Raw genomic sequence first — 22,201 nt, 5'->3', positions numbered from 1 at the left:
AGCTATGCACACAGCACACACAGCACCGCGGTATCGACCGACAGCGGACGGAGGGACAGCATGAGCGAACGCGCGTCCGTTCCCAAAGAGGAAGCGGACGAACAGGACGAGGAAAGCGAGGACGCGGCCCCGGTCACGACCGGCGCGCAGTCGGTCGTCCGGGCGCTCGAGAACGCCGGCACGGAGTACGTCTTCGGCGTGCAGGGCGGGGCCATCATGCCCGTCTACGACGCGCTGTACGACTCCGACATCGACCACGTGACGATGGCCCACGAGCAGGGGGCCTCACACGCCGCCGACGCGTACGGCATCGTCACGGGCGACCCCGGCGTCTGTTTCGCCACGTCCGGACCCGGCGCGACCAACCTCGTGACCGGCATCGCCGACGCGAACATGGACTCGGACCCGGTCATCGCGCTGACCGGGCAGGTCCCGACGGACTTCGTCGGCAACGACGCGTTCCAGGAGACCGACACCGTCGGCATCACCCAGCCGGTCACGAAAGAGAGCTACTTCGCCAGCAGCCCCGACACCGTCGGCGACAACGTCAGCGAGGCGTTCGCGCTGGCCGACGAGGGCCGGCAGGGACCGACGCTCGTCGACCTCCCGAAGGACGTCACGCAGGGCGAGACCGACATCGAACCGAAAGCTCCCGCGACGCCCGACACCTACGAGGTCCAAGAGGAGGCCGACGACGAGGACGTGCAGGAGGCCGCCGACGCGTTCGCGGCCGCCGACCGCCCGGTCATCCTGGCCGGCGGCGGCGTCATCAAGGCCAACGCCTCCGCGGCGCTGCGGGAGTTCGCCACGGAGTACGAGGTCCCGGTCGTCACGACGATGCCCGGCATCGGGAGCTTCCCCGAGGACCACGAACTCTCCCTGGAGTGGGCCGGGATGCACGGCACCGGCTACGCCAACCTGGCGGTCACGAACACGGACTGCCTGCTGGCCATCGGCACGCGCTTCGACGACCGCCTGACCGGCGGCGTCGACTCGTTCGCGCCGGACGCCGACGTCATCCACGTCGACATCGACCCCGCGGAGATCAGCAAGAACATCTACGCGGACTACCCGCTCATCGGCGACGCGCGCAAGGTCCTGCGCCAGCTGTTCGACGCGATGCCTCGGGCACCCGAGGCCGAAGAGTGGCGCGAGCAGTGTCAGGACTGGAAGGACGAGTACCCGATGGAGTACGAGACGCCCGACGACGAGCCGCTGAAGCCGCAGTACGTCGTCGAGACGTTCTCGGACCTGACGCCCGACGACACCATCGTCTGTACGGGCGTCGGCCAACACCAGATGTGGGCCTCGCAGTTCTGGGAGTACACCGAGGCCCGGACGTGGGTGTCTTCCCACGGTCTCGGGACGATGGGCTACGGCGTCCCCGCGGCCATCGGCGCGAAACTGGCCGCCCCCGACCAGGAGGTCGTCTGCTTCGACGGCGACGGCTCGTTCCTGATGACTGTCCAGGGCCTCTCGGTCGCGGTTCGAGAGAATCTGGACATCACGTACGTCATCCTCAACAACGAGGCGGTCGGGATGGTCCGCCAGTGGCAGGACGGCTTCTACGAGGGCCGTCGGATGGCCTCCGAGTACCCGTGGATCCCGGCCTTCGACAAGCTCGCGGAGGCATTCGGCGCTCGCGGCTTCCGACTGGAAGCCGAGGAAGACGTCGAGGAGACGATTCAGGCGGCCCGCGACTACGACGGGCCGAGCGTCATCGACGCGCACATCGACCCAGGGGAGAACGTCTTCCCGATGGTCCCGAGCGGCGGTGACAACGGCCTGTTCGCACTGGAAGAAGACCATCTGGAGATGCTCTAACGATGACCGGAGGAATGCCAGGACCCGCGCCGGACGAACGGATGCGCCCCGAGGGTCGACGCAACACGCAGGGAATCCGAATCGACCCCGAGGCCGAAGTGACCCACGAGCCGCGACAGGCGGTCCTGTCGGCGCTCGTCAAGCACCAACCGGGCGTGCTCTCTGAAGTGTCCGGGCTCTTCAGCCGCCGACAGTTCAACATCGAAAGCCTCACCGTCGGCCCGACGAGTGAGGAGGATACGGCCCGGATGACGATCCTCATCGAGGAGCCGGAACCGGGGATCGAACAGGCGAAAAAACAGCTGCGGAAGCTCGTGCCCGTCGTCTCCGTCTCGGAGCTGGAACCCGAAGCGGTGCGGCGGGAACTGGCGCTCGTCAAGGTCGGCGGGGAGAAACCCGACGACGTGAACGCCGTCGCGGAGATGTACGACGGACAGGCCGTCGACGCCTCCACCGACTCGGTGACCGTCGAGATAACGGGCAGCAAGCAGAAGATCGACGCCGCCGTCGAGGCCTTCAGGCAGTTCGACGTGCAGGAGATCGTGCGAACCGGGGCCGCCGCACTCGAACGCGGTCCCAACACACTCGATAAAGATGACTGACGAACTCAACACGACGGTTTACTACGACGACGACGCGGACGTATCGACACTGGACGACGAGACGGTTGCCGTACTCGGCTACGGTTCGCAGGGCCACGCCCACTCGCTGAACCTGCACGACTCCGGGGTCGACGTCGTCGTCGGCCTCCGCGAGGACTCCTCCTCGCGCTCTGCCGCCGAAGAGGCAGGCCTGCGCGTCGAGACGCCGGACGTGGCGGCCCGAGAGGCCGACCGCGTCGTCATGCTCGTCCCCGACACCGTCCAGCCGGCCGTCTACGAGGCCATCGAGGACGAACTCGACGAGGGCGACACGCTCCAGTTCGCTCATGGGTTCAACATCCACTACGGGCAGATCGAGCCGCCGGAGGGCGTCGACGTGACGATGTCCGCGCCGAAGTCGCCCGGTCACCTCGTGCGCCGGACCTACGAGCGCGGCGAGGGTACCCCCGGCCTCATCGCGATCTACCAGGACGCGACCGGGAACGCAAAGGAAGAGGCGCTGGCGTACTCGAAAGCCATCGGCTGTACCCGCGCCGGCGTCATCGAGACGACGTTCCAGGAAGAGGTCGAGACGGACCTCTTCGGCGAGCAGGCGGTGCTCTGTGGCGGCGTCACCGAGATGGTCAAGGCCGGCTTCGAGACGCTCGTCGACGCGGGGTACGCCCCGGAGATGGCCTACTTCGAGTGCCTGAACGAGCTCAAGCTCATCGTCGACCTGATGTACGAGGGCGGCCACATGGGCATGTGGAACTCCGTCTCCGACACCGCCGAGTACGGCGGCCTCACCCGCGGTGAGGAGGTCATCGACCGCGAGGGCATGGAGAAGATCCTCGAAGAGGTCCAGAACGGCGAGTTCGCCCGCGAGTGGATCAACGAGAACCAGGCCCACCGGCCCGCCTACAAGCAGTATCGCGCGGCGGAGGAGAACCACCAGATCGAGGAGGTCGGCGGCGGCCTGCGCGAGCTGTTCGCGTGGGGCGAGGACGCCGACCAAGAGAAAGAGGAAGCACCAGCAGATGACTGAGGAAGAACGAGCGACAGCGGAAGTGAACGACGACGGAACGATGGGCGACGTGGACCACACGCACCCGCACACGAACGAGACCTTCGGCGCGGCCTTCAAGCGCGGCCCCGCGGTGGCCGCCGACGGGGGCGAGCGCGACGCCGAAGACGAGACAGAGGCCGAAGAGACGATGGCCGACGTAGACCACGAAGCGCCCGGTGAGGGCGTCACCCGCGCCTACGAGCGCGGGACAGAGGGACGGGACGAGACAGTATGAGTTCCGATAGACGTTCCGGCTTCGCCGGCTGTGACTATCGACCTCATGCTCGATCACACGGTGATTTCGCATGAGTCGAGGCACCCTGTACGATAAAGTCTGGGACCGGCACAAAGTCACGACGCTGCCGAACGGGCAGGACCAGCTGTTCGTCGGCCTCCACCTCATCCACGAGGTCACCAGTCCGCAGGCGTTCGGGATGCTCCAGGAGCGCGGCCTCGAAGTCGCGCGCCCGGACCTGACTCACGCGACGGTCGACCACATCGTCCCGACGGCGAACCAGGACCGTCCGTACGCCGACGACGCGGCCGAGAACATGATGTCCGAACTCGAGGAGAACGTCCGCGAGGCGGGCATCGAGTTCTCGGACCCGACGACGGGCGATCAGGGGATCGTCCACGTCATCGGGCCGGAGCAGGGGATCACCCAGCCCGGCAAGACCATCGTCTGCGGCGACAGCCACACCTCCACCCACGGCGCGTTCGGCGCGCTGGCGTTCGGTATCGGGACCAGCCAGATCCGGGACGTGCTGGCGACCCAGACCATCGCCATGGAGAAGCAGAAGGTCCGGAAGATCGAGGTCGACGGCGAACTCGGCGAGGGCGTCGAAGCGAAGGACATAATCCTCGAGATCATCCGCCGGCTCGGTACCGAGGGCGGCGTCGGCTACGTCTACGAGTACGCCGGCGAGGCCATCGAGAACCTCGACATGGAGGGGCGGATGTCCATCTGTAACATGTCCATCGAGGGCGGCGCTCGCGCGGGCTACGTCAATCCCGACGAGACCACCGTCGAGTGGCTGAAAGAGACCGACTACTTCCAAGAGAACCCCGAGAAGTTCGAGGAGCTGAAGCCGTACTGGGAGTCCATCCGCAGCGACGACGACGCCGAGTACGACGACGTGGTCGAGATCGACGCGAGCGACCTCGACCCCGTCGTGACGTGGGGAACCACGCCCGGTCAGGGCATCGGCATCGACGACCCGATTCCGGCCCCCGAAGACTTAGCGGAGGACAAGCAGGACACCGCTCGGCGCGCTCAGAAGCACATGCGCGTCGAACCCGGCGAGACGATGAACGGCTACGACATCGACGTGGCCTTCCTCGGCTCGTGTACGAACGCGCGGATGCCCGACCTGCGCCGCGCGGCCCGCATCGTCAAGGGCCGGCAGGTCGCCGACGACGTGCGCGCGTTCGTCGTCCCCGGCAGCCAGCGCGTCCAGCGCACCGCCGAGGAAGAGGGCCTCAAGGACGTCTTCGAGGAAGCCGGTTTCGAGTGGCGCAACGCCGGCTGTTCGATGTGCCTGGGCATGAACGAGGACCAACTGGAGGGCGACGAGGCCTGTGCCTCCTCCTCGAACCGGAACTTCGTCGGCCGGCAGGGGAGCAAGGACGGCCGCACCGTCCTGATGAACCCCCGGATGGTGGCCGCGGCGGCCATCAACGGCGAGGTGTCCGACGTGCGCGACTTAGAGGAGGTGGCCTTGGCATGAGCGACGCCACGGAAGACATCCCCGAGGTCGACTACGTCGAGGGGACCGGCATCCCCATCCGCGGGAACGACATCGACACGGATCAGATAATCCCCGCGCGGTTCATGAAGGTCGTTACCTTCGACGGCCTGGGCGAGTTCGCGTTCTTCGACGTCCGCTTCGACGACGAGGACAACCCGAAGGACCACCCGATGAACGAGGAGCGCTTCCAGGACGCCAACGTCATGGTGGTCAACAGCAACTTCGGCTGTGGATCCTCTCGGGAACACGCCCCGCAGGCGCTGATGCGCTGGGGTATCGACGCCATCATCGGCGAGAGCTTCGCCGAGATCTTCGCGGGCAACTGCCTCGCGCTCGGCATCCCGACGGTGACCGCCGACCACGAGACGATCAACGCGCTCCAGCAGTGGGTCGACGACAACCCCGAGAAGGAGATCGAGGTCGACGTGGCGGCCGAGACGGTCCGCTACGGCGGCAACGAAGCGAACGTCTCCGTTGACGACGCTCAGCGACAGGCCCTCGTCGAGGGCATCTGGGACACGACGGCGCTGATGAAGGCCAACCGCAACGCCATCGAGGAGACGGCCGCGCAGCTGCCGTATCTCGACCAGACGCGGTCGGACGTCGAAGCGGACGATTAGCCGCGAGAAATTGCATTTTCGAGCCGTGAGCGGCCGGTTCGCAGAAGCCGACGATCAACTACGGAGAGTTTCATCTCTCCGGCGTGAGTAGTCTCGCCCGCTCTTACATCTCTCGCTAGAGGCGATACACAGTCGGTCTCCCGGAGCGAGGGCACCTATGGAGCGGATACGCGAGGTCCACATCGCGCCGCTGGGGCACGAACGGGACCGCATCGTCGAGTAGCGATTCCGGTCCTCGCTATCCTCGACCGCTACGGATTCGCCGGTAACGGTGGCGCGGCGGCCTGATACGGTAACGCACCGGAACCGAACCACTTTCACCGGCCGCCCGCCTCTCGGCGCACATGACACACGAGATCGCGGTCATCCCCGGTGACGGGATCGGACAGGAGGTCACGCCCGCCGCCGTCGAGGTTCTGGAGGCCATCGAGACGGTCGACTTCGAGTTCGTCGAGGGCGACGCCGGCGACGCGGTCAAAGCGGAGACCGGCGAGGCGCTCCCACAGGAGACGCGAGACATCGCGGCCGACGCCGACGCGACGCTGTTCGGCGCGGCCGGCGAGACGGCCGCCGACGTCATCCTCCCGCTTCGCGAGGTCGTCGGCTCGTTCGCCAACGTCCGCCCGGCCCGGTCGTACCCCGGACTGGACGCGGTTCAGCCGGACACGGACATCGTGTTCATCCGGGAGAACACGGAGGGCGTCTACACCGGCATCGAGAGCGAGATCACCGAGGGCGTGCGGACGCTCACTCGCGTGATTACCGAGGAGGCCTCCCGCGATATCGCCGAGTACGGCTTCGACTACGCGAAGCGGAACGGCTACGAGGACGTGACCATCGCGCACAAGGCCAACGTCATGCGCCAGACGGACGGGCTGTTCCTCGAAACCGCCGAAGCGGTGGCGGAGGAGCGGTCGGTGCCCCGCACCGACGAACGAGCGAGCGGCGAAGCCGCGAGCAGCGGTCTGACGTACGACACCGCGCTGATGGACGCGCTGGCGATGCATCTGGTGATGACGCCCGAGGAGTACGACGTCATCGTCTGTCCGAACCTCGCGGGCGACATGCTATCTGACCTCTCGGCCGGACTGGTCGGCGGCCTCGGACTCCTGCCGTCGGCGAACGTCGGCGAGGACAACGCGCTGTTCGAACCCGTCCACGGGTCGGCTCCGGACATCGCCGGCGAGGGCGTCGCCAACCCCTCGGCGATGATCCTCTCCGCGGCGATGCTGTTAGAGCACCTCGGCTACGACGAGGAGGGCGAGCACGTGCGAACCGCGGTCGAGTCGGTCCTCGAATCCGGTCCGCGCACGCCGGACCTCGGCGGCGACGCCGGGACGACCGACGTCACCGACGCCGTCGTCGACGAGCTGTAGGCCCGCTGTTTTCTTCACTCAGAAACGAGCAAGGGACGATAGAAAGTGGTAAAAACGAAGCGAAACAATCACGGGAAACAGCATGCTCCCGGCCGAACGCAAACGAACTATCGTCCAGCTCGTGACGGAACGAGACGGCTGTTCCGTCTCCGTGCTGGCCGACGAACTGGAGTTCTCGAAGGCGACGATCCGCCGAGACCTCCGCGACCTCGAAGAGGAGGGCCGCGTCGAGCGCTCGCACGGCGGGGCGGTCCCCGCGTCGTCGGTCGGCACGGAGCGCTCCTACGACCAGCGCGAGGTCGAACACTTAGAGGCGAAGCGGGCCATCGCCGCGCGGGCGAGCGAGGAGATCCGCGAGGGCGAGGTCGTCTTCTTCGACGCGGGGACGACCACGATGGAGGTCGCGCGGGCCGCGCCCGACGAGGGGTACGTCGCCGCGACGAACATGCCGGAGCTCGCCACGGAGCTCTCCGACGGCGAGATCGACGTGAAACTGACCGGCGGGACGCTGCGGGCGCGAACGCGCGCGCTCGTCGGCTCGACCGCCGAGGCCTTCCTCGACCGGACGAACTTCGACCTCCTCTTCCTGGGGACCAACGCGCTGGACGCGACCGTCGGCCTCTCGACGCCGAACGAGGCCGAGGCCGCCGTCAAGCGCCAGATGGTCGAACGCGCCGGTCGCGTCGTCCTCGTCGCGGACAGTTCGAAGTTCGGGGAGCGGAGTTTCGTCTCGTTTGCGGACCTGTCGGACGTCGATATGCTCATCACGGACGAGGCGCTCCCGGCGGCGCTCGCGGACGCGGTCGCCGAGGCGGACGTCGACGTCGTCGTCGAAGGTGTCACAGCATGATAGTCACGCTCACGTTCAACCCCGCGGTCGATCAGACGATTCAGTTCGACGAACCGATGGCTCCGGACCACGTCATGCGGGCCAGCGACGCCCGCTTCGACGCCGGTGGCAAGGGCATCAACGTCGCCCAGTTCCTGACGGCGATGGCGAAGCCCTGCGTCGCCACCGGCGTCGTCGGCGGGTTCACGGGGACGTTCATCCGCGACGATATGCGGGCCGACGGCGTGGAGACGGCGTTCGTCGAGGTGGATGGAACGACGCGGCTCAACACGACGGCGCTCGCCGATGGCGTCGAGTACAAACTCAACCACGACGGGCCGACGATCGAGGAGAGCGACCTCGACGCGGTCGTCGAGCGAGTCCGAGAACAGGACCCCGACCGCGTCCTCGTCGGCGGGAGCCTCCCGCCGGGACTGTCGGTCGCGGACGTCGACACCGTCGCCACCGCGGGCGACTGGGAGACCGTCGTCGACATGGAGGGGAAGGCGCTCCGAGAACTCGACGCGCAGTACGCCCTCTGTAAGCCCAATCGCGAGGAACTCGGTGAGGCCACGGGCGACGATGTCTCGACCGTCGAGGGCTGTGCGCGCGCGGCGGACTCGTTCCGCTCCCGCGGGTTCGACCGCGTGATTGCCTCGCTCGGCGGCGACGGCGCGGTACTCGCGAACGGCTCGGACCTGCTCTACGCCGAGGCCCTCGACGTGGACGTCGTCGATACCGTCGGTGCCGGTGACGCGCTCCTCTCGGGAGTCGTCGCCGCGTGGGAGGACGGAGAGGACGACGCGACGGCGCTACGGAACGGCGTCGCCGTCTCCTCTCGACTCGTCGAACGGGCCGGTACCGCCGTTCCGTCCTTCGACGACATCGAGGCGCTGCGAGAGCGGGTGACGGTTCGGGAGTTATAGAGCCGAACTGACTTCCGTTTCAGAACTTCCCGTCGTAGTCGTCGATGAAGGCGCGAACCTCCGCGAGCGACGGCTGGTCCGCGGTTCGGACGAAGTGCCCGGCGACCGCGTTCCCGAGGACGACGGCCGCCGCCGGGGAGAGGCCGTTCACGAGACCGAGCCCGAGCCCCGCGTTGAAGTGGTCGCCGGAACTCGTCGTCAGCTCGGGGTCCGTGACCGCGGGGACGGCCACGCTCTCCGTGCCGTCGGGGGAGACGACCACGGAGCGGTCGACGCCGTGGCCGACGAACCACGCCGGCGAGAGCACGTCGTAGACGACTTCGGCCGCTTCTTCGAACGAACGATCGTACTCTCCCTCGTAGGCATCGGCTAGGACGCCGGTCTCTGCGCGGTTCGAGGAGACGACGACGTCCGTGACCCCGTTCAGCCGACCGATGGCTTCCCGACCGGCGCGCAGTCCCTCGGCGTCGAGTTTCCGTACGTCGCCGGTGTCGACGAGGACGTGCGACGGTGGGTCGGTGATCTCGTCCCATATCTCGCACAGTCCTTCGAGGACATTCGGGAGGCTCGGCGTCTCGGACCAGTAGCCGGTCCCGAGCAGCGCCGCGCCGTCGAGTCGGTCGGCGAGTTTGTCGTGGCCGAATCGCTCGTCGAGACCCGCCCAGTCGAGGTCCATCGTGTCGCCGACCTCGGTCAGCATCAGTTTGCCGTCGTCGAACTCGACGGCGTCGGTGACGCCCGGGGCGCCCATCGAGTGGAGTTCGTAATCGTCGAACTCCGAAGCGAAGGCGTCGTGGACCGGATCGCCGTACATCCCGACCATCACCGGGTCGAACGACCACGTGCCGAACGCGCGGGCGAGGTGACAGGTGTGGCCGCCCGTTCGGTTGCCGTGCTGAAGCCACTCGAAGGTGAGCGAACTGTCGGCGGCGACCGAGTCGGCCACCCGGTCGCCGAGCGCGGCGATAGTCGACAGTCCTTCGTAGGTATCGGGGTCGATACGGTCGGCGACGATCTCTCGCACGCGGTCGAGGTAGCCGTCGAACCCGAAGACGGCACGACCGCGCTCTACGTCGTCGAGCGCGGCCGCCGTCGGGAACTCCTCGCGCGCGGCGGCGACTGCTCGTCGAGTTGACTCGTCCATAGCCGGCTACAGGACGTCGTCCGCACCGGCTCCTTCGAAGACGACTTCGTCGAGTTTGTCGAGGATGTCGTAGGGGTCGTCTCGCTGCCAGACGTTGCGGCCGACGGCGAGACCGGAGACGCCGACGTCCATGCAGTCCGCGACGAGTTCGAGGAAGTCGCGGTCCGACGTTTTCGAACCGCCCGAGAGCAGGACGCGGTTGTCCGCGGCGGCGTTGACGGCGTGTTCCATCGCCTCCTTGTCGCGGGGGTACTTGACCTTCGTGAAGTCAGCGCCGAGTTCGAGGCCGATGCGGGCGGCGTAGGCGATGATGTCGCGGCTACGGTGTTCCTTGACGGCCTGTCCGCGCGGGTACGACCACATGGCGATGGGCAGGTCCTCGTCGCGGGCGGCCTCCTGTACGGGGCGGAAGTCCTCGAACATGTCCGTCTCGCGGTTCACGCCGGGATAGACCGTGTAGCCGATGGCGTCGGCACCCAGTTCCGCGGCGTACTCGACGGACCAGTTCTGCGGCGAGTAGGGGTCGCCCATCCAGAGGTCGGACCCGCCGTTTAACTTCGCCAGCAGATTCACGTCGTCTTCGTAGCTCGGATAGTACGTCTCGGCGAGGCCCTTCCCGACGGCCAGCGCCGTGACGGCGTCGTGGGTCGCCATCTCGAACACTTCCCGGGGGTCGAGGCGCTCCTCGACGCCGCCGAACTGCTTGGGACCGTGTTCCAGTCCGTGGTCGTGAGCCAGCACGAGCGTCTTGTCGTTGCGAACGAGCGGTGAGTTACCCAGTGGTCGCATACAGGTGGATTACCGAGAACGAACACTAACAGCTTTCGGTCGTGTTTTTTTACTACTGAACGAGTTCGTTTCTGCTCGGCCCCGAAGGTTAAGTACGTGCGAGGGGTACCGACGACCATGCCATCCGTCGAACTCGACGACGAGACGATCCAGCGCCTGGACGACCTCCGAGTCGAGGACGAGTCCTACGACGAACTCGTGAACGAACTCATCAATATCTACGAAGCGGAAGAACTGACCCTCTTCCACGGCGGCGACGAGTACTAATTCTGCGACTGCGATTGGGCCTGTTCGCAGATCGCTTTCCAGCGCCCGTTCGACTCCAGTTTCTCTTGGAGGTCCTCGGCGTACTCCTGTGCCAACTCCTCGGCTTCCTCGGTCTGCTTGCTAGAACCGCCACCGCCACCGAAGCCGAGCGCGTCTTTCACGCCCGAGAGGAAGCCGCCACCACCGCCGCTACCGCCGCCCGACCCGCCGCCCGACTGCATCGAGGGCTGTTGGTCGATGCGGTCGAGTTCCGGCATGATGCTCGGGAGCTTCGACGTGTCGGCCACGACGCGCGCGGACTCCGGGTCCTCGGGGTTCTCGATCTCGAACTCGACGGCCGTCATCACGAGGCCCCACTGCTGGTTCGAAAAGGAGGACGCCGTGACCTTCTCGTTGAACGACTGGTCGACTGCCATCCGCTCGCCCGCGATACGGTCGGTCCAGTGATTGTCACTCATGAGTCGGTGTTTGCCCCCCGCATCAATGAGCGTTTCCCGAGAAAGCGCTGAAAAACGCCGGTTCTCGACCGTTTCAGACGCCCGACTCGATGGAGATGTCGGCGTGAAGCTCCTCGCGCAGCGCCGAGTGGACGTGACAGATCTCCTCGCCGCGCTCGACGACGTCCCGCTCGTCGTCCCCGAGGTCCTCCTCTACCTCCATGTCGAAGGCGATGGAGACGAGGTCGTCGTCGTCGTCGAGTTCGGCCTCGACGTCGACCTCGATGTTCCCCACGTCGTCGTAGCCGTGTTCGTCGGCGGCGACGCGGAACGCCGGGATGTAACAGGAGGCGTAGTCGGCCGCGAGCACTTCGTTGGCCGACGGCCCGTCGTTGCTCAGGGCGTCGACGACGAGTTCCCACTCGCCGTTGATGACGCTCTCTACCGTGTACCCTTCCTCGCACGTGCTGGTGACTTCGATATCTGCCATAGCGTTCGGACCGTCTCGCGCCTCCCTCCTAAACGTTGCCAGACGAGAGAGGGTATAAACCGATGGCGGCCGAACTGGCGGGGTATGACGAACGTCGGCTTCATCGGTCTCGGCGCGATGGGCGCGCCGATGGCGTGGAACCTGGACGACGCGGGATTCGACCTCGTCGTGTACAACCGGACGACCGACCGCGAGCAACCGTTCGCCGAGGCGGGGATCTCGGTTGCGGACTCGCCGAAACACCTCACCAAGCGCTGTGACGTGGTCTGTCTGATGCTCAGCGACGGGGACGCCGTCGCCGAGGCGCTGGAACGCGACCTCGGCGTTCTCGACGGCGTCGACGAGGAGACGACCGTCGTCCAGATGAGCACCATCGGCTACGAGGAGACGCTGGCCGCCGCGGAGATGGTCACCGAGGCGGGCGGCCGGTTCGTCGACGCGCCCGTCTCCGGCACGGTCGGCCCGGCGCGCGAGGGGACGCTGGTCGGGCTGGCGGGCGGCGACGAAGCGGTCGTCGGGGGCGTTCGACCGGTCCTCGAGGCGATGTGCGACCCGGTCGTCCACTGCGGCGACGTCGGGCAGGGGACGAACATGAAACTGTTCGTCAATCTCCTGCTGGGCGACGCGATGAGCGCGTTCGCCGAGGCGCTGGTCTTCGGTCGGCAGAACGGCCTCTCGGTGTCGGACATGCGCACCGTCATCGAGAACGGCGCGCTCGACTGCCCGCTGTTCGCCGGCAAGGGGGCGACCATCGCCGACGGCGACTTCGACTCGCGGTTCCCGGTCGATTACCAGTTCAAGGACCTCTCGCTGGCGCTGGACCGCGCGGGCGATATCGGCGTCCCGCTCTCCCAGACCGCGGCGGCACGCGAAGCGTTCAGCGCGGCCCGCGCCCGCGGCTACGGAGAAGAGGATATGGCGGCGGTGATAAAACCGCTCGAAGAGACGGCGGACGTCTCGGTCCGCGAGGACTAGAGCTCGAACGTCTCGTCGCCGTCTAAGACCTCGACTTCGGTGTCGCTGCCGACGGCCTTGACCTCTTTGACGAAGTCGTCGGTGTCGATCTCGATGGGCGGGAACGTGTCGTAGTGCATCGGGAAGACGGTGTCCACGTCCAGCCAGTCGGTGGCGATGGCGGCCTGCATCGGTCCCATCGTGAAGTGGTCGCCGACGGGAAGCGCTGCGGCGTCCGGTTCGAGGTACGGACCGATGACCTCGCGCATCTCCGTCATCAGACCGGTGTCGCCGGCGTGATAGAACGTGGTCGACTCCTCGTCGCTGATCTGCGTGGGCTTCGTATCGGAGATGACGAACCCGGCGGGCATCCCGCCGGTGGTGCCGTAGGACGTGTCGATGCCGTTCGAGTGGTCCGAGCGGTGCATCGTGACGAAAGCGTCGCCGATCTCGACGGTGCCGCCGAGGTTCATTCCCATGCCGCCGACGGCGCGGAAATCGCCGAAGTTGTCCTCGCAGTACTCGACGAGCTCCGGTGTAGCGACGAGACCGCTGCCCTCGTAGCGGTCCACGTCGCCGATGTGGTCGGCGTGCCCGTGTGTCAGCAGAATGTAGTCGGGGTCGATCTCCTCCGGGTCCGTGTCCGTATGCGGGTTGTCGAAGAACGGGTCGATGAGCAGTTCCGTCCCGTCTACGTCGACGTGCCACGTCGAGTGGCCGTGCCAGGTGAGTTCCATGATTCGCTCGGACGTACTCGTGGCTGGCACTTAATGGTACACCGCAACTGCTGACCCACGCGATTCGATCGCCGTCAGTCGAATATGCTCAACCGCGTCGGCTTCCCCTGCGCGTAGCGGATCCACCGGCGCACGTGCCGGTTGAGCGCCCAGAAGAGGACGACGACCATCCCGAACAGCGCGGTCAGCGCGACGGCGGCGAGGACGAGCGGACTCTCCGTCGGCAGGCCCACCAGCCCGACGATGATGCCGACCAGCGCCATCTCAGCGGCGCAGCGCAGGCCGGGGAGGACGAATCCGGGCGAGGGGTGTGACTCAGACGATGCGTCGCCGGCCATACGCCGCATTCGCGAGCGTTCGTATAGTAGTTTGCCCCGACCGGGGCTTTATTCGCTCGCTGTCCTAACGGGTCGACATGACGAACGACCGCGTGTCCCGCCGCGGGTTTCTCGGCACGGTCGGCGTCGCGCTCGCCGGAACCGCGGGCTGTCAGACCCCCGGACAGACGGGCGATTCGAACGGTTCCGAAGCGGGCGGCATCACCACCGACGCGGGCGGCTCCGCCGCCCGACAGTCGACGAACGCGACACAGCAGTCGGGAAGCGTCTACACGGACGTCTACCGAGCGGTCGCCGACTCCGTGGTCTCCGTTCGCGTCTACGCGCGCGACGGCCGCGGTTCGGAGGGGAGCGGCTTTCTCGTCGACGGCGAGCACCTCGTCACGAACGAGCACGTCGTCTCCGGCGGCGACCGGTTCTACGTCCGATTTGCGGACACCGGCTGGCGGGAGGTGTCGGTCGTCGGGACGGACGTCTACAGCGACCTCGCGGTGTTGCGAGCCCGGAACGTCCCCGAGAGCGCGACGCCGCTGCCGTTCGTCCGGCGGGACCCGGCAGTGGGGACGCGGGTCGTCGCCATCGGCAACCCCTTCGGTCTCTCGGGGTCCGTCTCGGAGGGCATCGTTAGCGGCGTCGACCGGACCCTCCGGAGCGCGAACGACTTCTCCATCGCCGCCGCCATCCAGACCGACGCGGCGGTCAACCCCGGCAACAGCGGCGGCCCGCTCGTGAACCTCGACGGAGACGTCCTCGGCGTCATCAACTCCGGCGGCGGCGACAACGTCGCCTTCGCCATCTCTGCGGCGCTCTGCCGGCGCGTCGTCCCGGCGCTCGTCGAGGACGGGCGCTACCGCCACTCCTACATGGGCGTGACGCTCCAGAGCGTGACCCCGCTACTGGCCCGTGCGAACGACTTGGAGCCGGCGAGCGGCGTCTACATCGACCGCGTCCTCCCCGGCGGCCCGGCCGCCGGCGTCCTCGAAGGCTCCGACCGAACGCGGTCGGTCGCCGGTACCGCAGTCCCCGCCGGCGGCGACGTGATTCGCCGCCTCGACGACACGCCGACGCCGACTCGACAGGCGCTGGCGACGTTCCTCGCGCTGGAGACCCGCCCTGGCGATACGATCTCGGTCACGCTGACCCGCGACGGCCGACAGCGGACGGTCGATTTAGAACTCGGGACGCGCCCGCGGCCCTAGTTCAGCGCGAGGAACCGGTAGTTCAGGACGGCGGCGAAGACGACCCAGAGGAGATACGGAACCAACAGGTAGCCGGCGCGGCGGTCGACGCGCCGGAACGCCACGATAGTCGGAACTAGCGACGCGAGCAGCGCCGCGATGACGGCGAGCGCCAGCGCGAGGTTCCGTGCTTGGAAGAACACCGGCGTCCACGCGACGTTGAACGCCATCTGCGCGACGAACAGACCGAGCGCGATCCGGCGCTCGCGGGACGTTTCCGCCCGCCAGACGAGATAGAGCGCGACGCCCATCAGCGTGAACAGCAGCGTCCAGACGACGCCGAACGCCCACGACGGCGGATAGATAGCGGGTTTCGTCAGGCTCTGGAACCACGCGGAGTCCGGGCCGCCGAGGGCGGCGGGGGCCGCGCCGACGAGGTTGACGAGGACGACGGCGAGGAGCGCACCGGGAAGGTCTCCTCGCTCGAAGGATGCTGTCGCGGTCATACGGCTCCCTTGGTCGGAGAGGCACGTATAGCTACGGCCGTTACGGTGGAAGAGAACTCACGGAGAGACCGCTTTCATCGCCGGTGAGACGTGCTCACCTGCGGTGGCTGTGCAATATACCACTACGTCAGCCTTTCGCCGAGCAACGGAGCGCCGACAGTTCCGCCGACGGCGACCGCTACCCCGACGAAGGTCAGCGGAAGCGACGGCTGGAATACGTAGAGAACACCGAAGAGCCCGGCTGCGAGTCCCAGCACCGCGAAACCGGCGGCCACCTCCCGTCGCTGAGTCGGATGGGCCGGTGTCGCCTCGGCAACTCTCCACCACACGAGCCAGCCCCCTATCGCTCCACCGACCGCCGCGACGCTATCGAAGGACACGCTCAACGGCAGTCCGAGCGCCCCTATCACCGCAGTAATCAGAAAGAGGCGTCCCGGGTCGGTTCCCTGATCGGTCGCCCAGTAGAACGCGCCGAGGACCAGCACACCGAGGACGATGCCGACGACGACGTCGACGGCGTAGTGCACTCCCAACGCGAGCCGCGAGAACGAGACCAGGAGAACGACGCCGCTCGCGATGCCGAGTCGCGTTCGGCGTTTCCACCGGTCGAGCACTAACGCCAGCCCGCCCCAGAACAGCACGCTTCCGAATGCGTGCCCGCTCGGGAACCCGGGACCATCCGCCGTCGCTGTACTCACGAACACGGGGCGAACCGCCGACGGGAGCCACCGAACGATCGGTGCCTCGCCGGCGCCGGCAGGCCGCGGGAGTAAGAAGAAGTTCTTCAGGACACCGATGAGGGCGATGTACGCGACGACCAGTGCCAGCACGAACAGCCCTCGACGTCGGTCGATACCCCAGCGAGGCAGCTCGTCACCAGTGATGTAGAGCACGCCGCCGAGGAGGAAGAGAAACCAGACGTCGCTCAACTGCGTGAGCAGCGCGAAGAGGACGAGTAGCGGCCCCTCGTGCACCTGCAGGAACTCGGTGATTCCGATCGCTCGTCCGTCCGCTACCATCTGTATGACTCACCGTCCGTCTCGAGGCTGGGAGCAGTCCATCGAGTACAGCTACCGATGGAGGGCTGTGTTCGAGACACTACTGATCCGGCGGCAGTTGGGACGCAACACGGGTAAGTGGAATGGCTCCGAACGGTCGATGACGCCCGAGCTATCGAGCTACAGCTACCAGACGATCACCGCAGACGATTCGTAGAATCACTGTATCGAGCCAATAGCGGGGGCGAGGACTGGTCCGGGCCTCGGACGAAGAACCGCGTTCGGCTACTCCAGCGGTTCGGCCGCGTCGCGCTCGACCAGCGGGTCGGCGTTATCCGCGGGGAGCGTCACCACGTCGTCGGTCGAGAGGTCGTACTCGCGCTGGTCGACGCCGAATATCTCGCCCACGTCGTCGGTGATGCGGACGGTCTTTCGCTCGACGTCGGCCGCCGTCGCCCCGTCGGTTTCCGCCGATGCGTCCGAGTCGTCGTCCTCGGTCGGCGGCGACGGGGTAGTCCCGTCGGCGTCCCCGAGGGCTGCCGCGGCCTCGTCGGACGGTCGGTCGGGGTTTCGTTCCGGTGGCGGCGTCTGCGTCTCCGCCCCCGCCCCCTCGTTTCCGCCACCGGACGATCGCCCGTCGCCGCCGCCCATGACGTCGGCGGCGTCGACGCTCGCCGCCTCCTGTGTCGCCTCGCCGTCCTGCTCGGGCGGGTCGGGCACCGCGTCGGGCATCTGGTCGGGGGCGGGGTCCGCGGTTCGCTCGCCCGACTGGTCGGCGGTCGCCGTCGGTTCGCTCTCGGCGTCGTCGGTGGCCGGCGAGTCGGCGTCGTCGGTGGCCGGCGAGTCGCCGCCGACGGCCCCGGCGGGCGCGTCGCCCGCGATGACGTCGAGGACGTGCTCGCGGTTCGACTCGATGGAGTCGACCATCGACTCGAAGAGGTGCTCTTCCTCCCGTGTCAGCCCGTCGTCCTCGGTCGGCATGTCGGCGGCCGCGAGCGACGCCATCTTGACGATCTTGCCGATGCGGCGCTCGTAGATGGCCTCGACGGTCTGCTCGGCGGTCTTGATGTCGTCGGTCAGCCGGTTGACCTCCGGCGAGTCGAAGGGGTCGTCGGCGCGGTCGGCCGCGCGGTCGCGTTCCTCTCTGAGCTGGGCGACGAACGTCCCGGCCTCCTCGTAAAACGTCGAGCGCAGCTGCTGTAGCTGGTCGGTCTGGCGCTCGCGTGACTGGACCGATTGGAGTTCGTCGAGATTCATTCTGCCCCCTTCTCAGCGCGGCCGCGGGCCATCAGGAACACGCCCACGTGCTCTGGTACTGTGTGATGACCCGCCTCCACCGTAAAGCTATCCCCATCCAGTTCCACGAGGCCGCCCTCGGTCACTTCGACGGTGATCTCGTGGCCGCGGAAGGTCTCGGGCACGGCGTCGGAAAGCGGGTCGAACGCCTCGATGGCGTCGCGGTCGATGCGCTGGACTTCGAGACCGCTGCCGCCGTGGAGCGACCCCGGGAGGCGAATGAGGCGGTTCGTGTCGGTCGTGACCGGTTCGTCGATCGGGGCGTTGTCGGCGGCCACCGCTTCGAGGGCCAGCACCTTCGAGATCTGGTAGAACGCGGAGTGGACGTCGATGTTGCCGGCGGCCAACTGGTCGTAGTTGTCCCGGGCGGCGTTGAGCGCGGCGGTCGCCTTCCCCTCGCCGATACCGTCGTACTGCCGTAGTCGGGCGATCGCGTCGTCCTCGTCCATCTCGCGCAGCCGGTCGACCTCCGCGAGGATGTGTCGGTGCGCGCGAGCGCTCCAGCCGCCCTCGGTCGTCAGCGTCCGCTTCTCGGCGGGGCTGGACCGGCCGGCGGTGCCGGCCACCGTCTCCGCGTCGACGAGTTCGTCGAACTCCAGCCCGATGCCCCGGACGTAATCGACGATCTCGCGGCGCGCGTCGCGTTCGAGGCCGCGGATTCCCTCGTCGCGGACGTGGACGTGGTAGCCCCGCCCGCCCGAGAAGACGACGGTCAGGTCCTCGAAGCCGAAGTCGTTCTCCAGGAAATCCAGCAATCGGAGGAGGGCGTCTTTACACTTCGACAGCATCTCGGCGTAGGTGTCCTCCCCGAGCGTGACCGACGGGAGGTGGTCGGCGTCCAGATCGAAGACCAGGTCAGAAGAGCGCCACCCCTTCTCGCTCATCGGCGAGGCGCTCGGGTCGTCGTACCGGCCCGCCGAGAAGTAGACGTGGCGGGGCTTCTTGCGGCCGAGGAACGCCTCGACGTCGCCGAGGTCGAGCAGCGAGCGATGGCGAACCATCGTCTCGCCGGGACCGTCGGTCCACGGGATGAACCCCCACTCGCGCTCGTTCGCGGCCGGCGGCGGCGAGATATCGGCCTGTCGATAGTGGTCGCCGAACCGGCCGCGGAGATACGTTTGCGTCCGCGATTCCATCGGCTACTCGGTTAGGGAGACCCGTTCAAAAGGATACGGATTCCGCTACCCGCGCAGGAGCTGCGAGAGCTTGTCGGTGATCGTCTGCTCGCCGAGTTTGAGGTAGTAGGCGTCGCCGCCGTCCTCGTAGTAGTTGTCGATGCGACGGCGCACCTCGAAGCCGATGTGCTTGTAGAACTCCAGGGCCGACTCGTTCGTCGAGCGCGCGTGGCAGGTGACGCTGCCGTAGTCCTCGGCGACGCGCGCGACGAGGCGCTTGCCGAATCCGTCGCCGCGGTAGTCGCGGTCCACGGCCAGAAAGAGGATGTAGCCGTCCCGCCGGACGGCCGCGAAGCCGACGAGAGAGTCCGTAGGGCGGTCGATGTAGAGGTAGACCGTCGAGCGTCGGTAGGCGTTCCGGAAGAATCCCCGTCGCTGCCGGAGGACGCCGTCCTCCTGTCGGATGGTCTCCTTGAGACGCCACGCGGCATCGACGTACTCGTCGCTCCCCCGGTCGATGACCCGTGTCTCTATGTTGACGCTCACTGGCCCAGTGGTAGTAGGGGCACGAATATAATTCCACCGCCCGATACGCTGACGTACAGTTTTTTCTCTCTCCGCCTACTTCGGATTGGCATGACTGATAGGAGGGTGCCCGAGCAGGTCGCGCCGACGACGGTGAAGAAGTCGGTTCGGCAGGCGTTCATCACGGGCTTCGCGATGATGATTCCGCTGATAGTTACGCTGCTCATCATCGGGTTCGTCGTCAACTCTCTCTCGAACGTGCTGGACCCGGTGGTCGCGTTCACGTTCCGGATCTCGGGGTCGGAGATCAACCCCGCCGAGACGCCGGCGTATCTGGTGAAAGTGCTGGCGCTGGTCGTCTTCGTCGCCGCCATGTTCGGTATCGGGTTCATCGCGGAGCGCCAGCCCGGCGGCGGGCGCATCGAGGACGTCTTCGACACGATGATGAAGCGAATCCCGGCCATCGGGTCGCTGTACCGGAGCTTCGACGAGATGAGCGAGATGCTGCTCGACAACGACACCCAGAGCTTCAAGGACGTCGTCCTCGTCGAGTACCCGACAAGAGGGTCCTACACCGTCGCGTTCGTCACCGCGAGCACGCCCCGGTCCATCGAGGACGCGACGGGCAACGAGGAGATGGTGACGCTGTTCATGCCGATGGCACCGAACCCGGTGATGGGCGGGTACGTCATCCACGTCGACATCGACCGGGTGTACGACGCGGACATGACCGTCGAGGAGGGCGTCCGCTCCATCGTCACCAGCGGCGTCGCCATCGGCGAGGGGAACATCTCGCGGCCGATCGGCGAGTCCAGCTCCGTCCCCGGCGTCGGTCACCCCGCGGAGGCCCAATATCGGCCCTCGGACGCGACGCGGGAGCCGACGCCGCGGACCGGCATCTCGAAGCGGGAGGACGCCTACAGCGACGACGTCTCCCCCGAACACGCGGACACGCCCGAGGGCGTCGCTCGCCAACACACCGAGGACACGGCGACCACCCGCGACGCCGAGTACCCGACCGACCTCGAACGGGGCGAGGGGACCATCGGGAACGACACCGAGCGCCTCGAAGACATCGGCCGGGGCGACACAAACGTCGGGCGGGACGCCTCGCGTCCCGAGGACATCGAGAGGGGTGAGGGGACCATCGGCGACGACGCCGACCGACCGGCGGACGTAGAGCGCGGCGAGGGAACCCTCGGCGACGACGCCGACCACCCCGAAGACATCGAGCCGGACGAGGGGAGCGGCGAGGAACAGGGTTAGGTACCCGCCTGTCCGAGGTTCGATATGGTCACTCGTTCGATACGCGGCGCGGTCGGTGCCGCGCTGGTAGTCACCGTTCTCAGCCGGCCCGCGGCGGCGCACGTAGATTACGTCACCGACGGCCCCGGCGCGGCGACGAACGCCCTCGCCTTCCTCCTCGAAGTCCTCTCGAACCCGACCAACGCGCTCCTCTTCGGCGGCGTCGCCGTCGTCGGTGCGATTACCGTCGCCGCGTACCTGTGGGTGCGACCGACTATCACCGATATCGTCGTCCTCCGGGAGAAACTCGCCGGCTACGCCGACCTCGTCCCGTGGATGCTCAGACTGGCCTGCGGCCTGCCGCTGGTCGGGGCCGGCTTTCAGGGGTATCTGTTCGCGCCGACGGTCGCCTTCGACCTGAGCGCGAACCCGCTCCTGCGGGTGCTGTTCATCGGGCTGGGATTCTGCGTCCTCTTCGGCCTCGCGACGCGCATCGTCTCCGCCGTCGGCCTGCTCACCTACGCGTGGGCGTTCACCGCCGACCCCGCCGTCGTCCTCGCGGTGGAGTACGTCCCCATCTTCCTCTCCTTGCTCGTCGTCGGTGGCGGACGTCCGAGCGCCGACGACATGTTACAGGACGTGGCGAGCACCCCGGGAACCTACTACGGCCGCGTGGATCCGATCCACCACCTGAAGGCGTTCCTCGACGACGCGACCGACCCCTACCGGGCATACGTCCCGACGATTCTCCGGGTCGGGATGGGGCTCTCCTTCGTCTATCTGGGCCTGTTTCAGAAGCTCGCGGACCCGGGCAGCGCCCTGCTGGTCGTCGAGAAGTACGACCTCACCGCCGTCGTCCCGGTCGACCCCGGTCTCTGGGTCGTCGGCGCCGGCGTGACCGAGATGGCCGTCGGGCTCGCGCTGATAGCCGGCTTCTTCACCCGCGGCGCGGCCGCGGCGTCGTTCGTCCTGTTCACGACGACGCTGTTCGGCCTGCCGGACGACCCGGTGCTGGCCCACGTCACCCTCTTCGGGATGGCCTCGGCCGTGTTCACGCTGGGTGCCGGGCCGTTCTCGCTGGACCACCGTATCGGCCGGCCGGCGCTGGACGGCGACGACGAGACGGTCTCACCCGCCGACTGAGTTCGGCCGCGCCGCGGCCCGCTCCGAGCGCCGGACCACTCCGACCATACTCATTTGACCGTCCGCGTC

The 22,201-nt window shown here is 67.3% G+C and carries 25 protein-coding genes; 14 read left to right on the top strand and 11 right to left on the bottom strand.

Annotation, left to right across the window (positions count from 1 at the left end; all coding sequences use genetic code 11):
• Positions 1 to 60: 60 nt before the first annotated feature.
• From ilvB to pfkB, 9 genes are all read left to right on the top strand, one after another.
• Positions 61 to 1,824, top strand: a complete 1,764-nt coding sequence (gene ilvB / locus EGH23_RS05970) for a biosynthetic-type acetolactate synthase large subunit (RefSeq protein WP_220579080.1) — start codon at positions 61 to 63, stop codon at positions 1,822 to 1,824.
• A 14-nt stretch (positions 1,825 to 1,838) separates the two neighbouring features.
• On the top strand, positions 1,839 to 2,426 hold the full coding sequence (ilvN, locus tag EGH23_RS05965; RefSeq protein ID WP_220579079.1) for an acetolactate synthase small subunit: 588 nt from the start codon (positions 1,839 to 1,841) through the stop codon (positions 2,424 to 2,426).
• Positions 2,419 to 3,450 carry a ketol-acid reductoisomerase gene (gene ilvC, locus EGH23_RS05960; RefSeq protein WP_220579078.1) on the top strand — a complete coding sequence of 344 codons (1,032 nt, stop codon included), beginning with the start codon at positions 2,419 to 2,421 and terminating at the stop codon, positions 3,448 to 3,450. The genes ilvN and ilvC overlap by 8 nt, the downstream gene beginning before the upstream one ends.
• Positions 3,443 to 3,706, top strand: a complete 264-nt coding sequence (locus tag EGH23_RS05955; protein WP_220579077.1) for a DUF7989 family protein — start codon at positions 3,443 to 3,445, stop codon at positions 3,704 to 3,706. The genes ilvC and EGH23_RS05955 overlap by 8 nt, the downstream gene beginning before the upstream one ends.
• Positions 3,707 to 3,776: 70 nt before the next feature.
• Positions 3,777 to 5,198 carry a 3-isopropylmalate dehydratase large subunit gene (gene leuC, locus EGH23_RS05950; RefSeq protein WP_220579076.1) on the top strand — a complete coding sequence of 474 codons (1,422 nt, stop codon included), beginning with the start codon at positions 3,777 to 3,779 and terminating at the stop codon, positions 5,196 to 5,198.
• The gene (leuD, locus tag EGH23_RS05945) at positions 5,195 to 5,839 is read left to right on the top strand and encodes a 3-isopropylmalate dehydratase small subunit (protein ID WP_220579075.1); all 645 of its coding nucleotides are present in this window, start codon (positions 5,195 to 5,197) and stop codon (positions 5,837 to 5,839) included. The genes leuC and leuD overlap by 4 nt, the downstream gene beginning before the upstream one ends.
• Before the next feature lie 344 nt (positions 5,840 to 6,183).
• Positions 6,184 to 7,215, top strand: coding sequence for an isocitrate/isopropylmalate dehydrogenase family protein (locus tag EGH23_RS05940; protein ID WP_220579074.1), 1,032 nt, complete (start codon positions 6,184 to 6,186; stop codon positions 7,213 to 7,215).
• 82 nt (positions 7,216 to 7,297) lie between these two features.
• On the top strand, positions 7,298 to 8,065 hold the full coding sequence (gene glpR, locus EGH23_RS05935) for an HTH-type transcriptional regulator GlpR (protein WP_220579073.1): 768 nt from the start codon (positions 7,298 to 7,300) through the stop codon (positions 8,063 to 8,065).
• Positions 8,062 to 8,970 carry a 1-phosphofructokinase gene (pfkB, locus tag EGH23_RS05930; protein WP_220579072.1) on the top strand — a complete coding sequence of 303 codons (909 nt, stop codon included), beginning with the start codon at positions 8,062 to 8,064 and terminating at the stop codon, positions 8,968 to 8,970. The genes glpR and pfkB overlap by 4 nt, the downstream gene beginning before the upstream one ends.
• 19 nt (positions 8,971 to 8,989) lie before the next feature.
• Here pfkB and EGH23_RS05925 read toward each other — a convergent pair whose 3' ends face one another.
• Entirely contained in the window at positions 8,990 to 10,114 is a 1,125-nt protein-coding gene (locus EGH23_RS05925) for a hypothetical protein (RefSeq protein ID WP_220579071.1), read from the bottom strand.
• 6 nt (positions 10,115 to 10,120) lie between these two features.
• Positions 10,121 to 10,903 (bottom strand): class I fructose-bisphosphate aldolase, encoded by a 783-nt coding sequence (locus tag EGH23_RS05920; protein ID WP_220579070.1) that lies wholly within the window; start codon positions 10,901 to 10,903, stop codon positions 10,121 to 10,123.
• 117 nt (positions 10,904 to 11,020) lie between these two features.
• Between EGH23_RS05920 and EGH23_RS05915 the strand changes: the two genes are divergently transcribed.
• Complete coding sequence (locus EGH23_RS05915; RefSeq protein WP_164509599.1) at positions 11,021 to 11,170, top strand: DUF7557 family protein; 150 nt, start codon at positions 11,021 to 11,023, stop codon at positions 11,168 to 11,170.
• On the opposite strand, the gene EGH23_RS05910 is transcribed toward EGH23_RS05915, so the two are convergent.
• Positions 11,167 to 11,628 (bottom strand): DUF5799 family protein, encoded by a 462-nt coding sequence (locus EGH23_RS05910; protein WP_220579069.1) that lies wholly within the window; start codon positions 11,626 to 11,628, stop codon positions 11,167 to 11,169. The genes EGH23_RS05915 and EGH23_RS05910 overlap by 4 nt on opposite strands.
• Before the next feature lie 73 nt (positions 11,629 to 11,701).
• The gene (locus EGH23_RS05905; protein WP_220579068.1) at positions 11,702 to 12,097 is read right to left on the bottom strand and encodes an OsmC family protein; all 396 of its coding nucleotides are present in this window, start codon (positions 12,095 to 12,097) and stop codon (positions 11,702 to 11,704) included.
• An 84-nt stretch (positions 12,098 to 12,181) separates the two neighbouring features.
• On the opposite strand from EGH23_RS05905, the gene EGH23_RS05900 reads away from it, so the two are divergent.
• On the top strand, positions 12,182 to 13,072 hold the full coding sequence (locus EGH23_RS05900; protein ID WP_220579067.1) for an NAD(P)-dependent oxidoreductase: 891 nt from the start codon (positions 12,182 to 12,184) through the stop codon (positions 13,070 to 13,072).
• On the opposite strand, the gene EGH23_RS05895 is transcribed toward EGH23_RS05900, so the two are convergent.
• Positions 13,069 to 13,788, bottom strand: coding sequence for a metal-dependent hydrolase (locus tag EGH23_RS05895; protein WP_220579066.1), 720 nt, complete (start codon positions 13,786 to 13,788; stop codon positions 13,069 to 13,071). The genes EGH23_RS05900 and EGH23_RS05895 overlap by 4 nt on opposite strands.
• Positions 13,789 to 13,862: 74 nt before the next feature.
• Positions 13,863 to 14,126, bottom strand: a complete 264-nt coding sequence (locus tag EGH23_RS05890) for a hypothetical protein (RefSeq protein WP_220579065.1) — start codon at positions 14,124 to 14,126, stop codon at positions 13,863 to 13,865.
• Between the two features lie 77 nt (positions 14,127 to 14,203).
• Between EGH23_RS05890 and EGH23_RS05885 the strand changes: the two genes are divergently transcribed.
• Complete coding sequence (locus EGH23_RS05885) at positions 14,204 to 15,325, top strand: S1C family serine protease (protein WP_220579064.1); 1,122 nt, start codon at positions 14,204 to 14,206, stop codon at positions 15,323 to 15,325.
• Here EGH23_RS05885 and EGH23_RS05880 read toward each other — a convergent pair.
• The 5 genes from EGH23_RS05880 to EGH23_RS05860 form a co-directional block, all read right to left on the bottom strand.
• Positions 15,322 to 15,810: a TspO/MBR family protein gene (locus tag EGH23_RS05880; RefSeq protein WP_220579063.1), complete on the bottom strand. Its 489-nt coding sequence runs from the start codon at positions 15,808 to 15,810 to the stop codon at positions 15,322 to 15,324. The genes EGH23_RS05885 and EGH23_RS05880 overlap by 4 nt on opposite strands.
• A gap of 122 nt (positions 15,811 to 15,932) precedes the next feature.
• Entirely contained in the window at positions 15,933 to 16,829 is an 897-nt protein-coding gene (locus tag EGH23_RS05875; RefSeq protein ID WP_236044618.1) for a phosphatase PAP2 family protein, read from the bottom strand.
• 264 nt (positions 16,830 to 17,093) lie between these two features.
• Entirely contained in the window at positions 17,094 to 18,065 is a 972-nt protein-coding gene (locus EGH23_RS05870) for a hypothetical protein (RefSeq protein ID WP_220579062.1), read from the bottom strand.
• On the bottom strand, positions 18,062 to 19,240 hold the full coding sequence (gene priS / locus EGH23_RS05865; protein ID WP_220579061.1) for a DNA primase small subunit PriS: 1,179 nt from the start codon (positions 19,238 to 19,240) through the stop codon (positions 18,062 to 18,064). The genes EGH23_RS05870 and priS overlap by 4 nt, the downstream gene beginning before the upstream one ends.
• A 45-nt stretch (positions 19,241 to 19,285) precedes the next feature.
• Positions 19,286 to 19,765 carry a GNAT family N-acetyltransferase gene (locus EGH23_RS05860; RefSeq protein WP_220579060.1) on the bottom strand — a complete coding sequence of 160 codons (480 nt, stop codon included), beginning with the start codon at positions 19,763 to 19,765 and terminating at the stop codon, positions 19,286 to 19,288.
• A 90-nt stretch (positions 19,766 to 19,855) separates the two neighbouring features.
• On the opposite strand from EGH23_RS05860, the gene EGH23_RS05855 reads away from it, so the two are divergent.
• Together EGH23_RS05855 and EGH23_RS05850 are read left to right on the top strand one after the other, a co-directional pair.
• On the top strand, positions 19,856 to 21,010 hold the full coding sequence (locus tag EGH23_RS05855; RefSeq protein ID WP_220579059.1) for a DUF502 domain-containing protein: 1,155 nt from the start codon (positions 19,856 to 19,858) through the stop codon (positions 21,008 to 21,010).
• A 24-nt stretch (positions 21,011 to 21,034) separates the two neighbouring features.
• Positions 21,035 to 22,132, top strand: a complete 1,098-nt coding sequence (locus EGH23_RS05850) for a DoxX family protein (protein WP_220579058.1) — start codon at positions 21,035 to 21,037, stop codon at positions 22,130 to 22,132.
• Positions 22,133 to 22,201 lie beyond the last annotated feature (69 nt).

Source organism: Haloarcula nitratireducens (genome assembly GCF_019599505.1).
The sequence above is the reverse complement of the archived record's forward strand: the minus strand, read 5'-3'. Positions and strand labels throughout refer to the sequence as shown.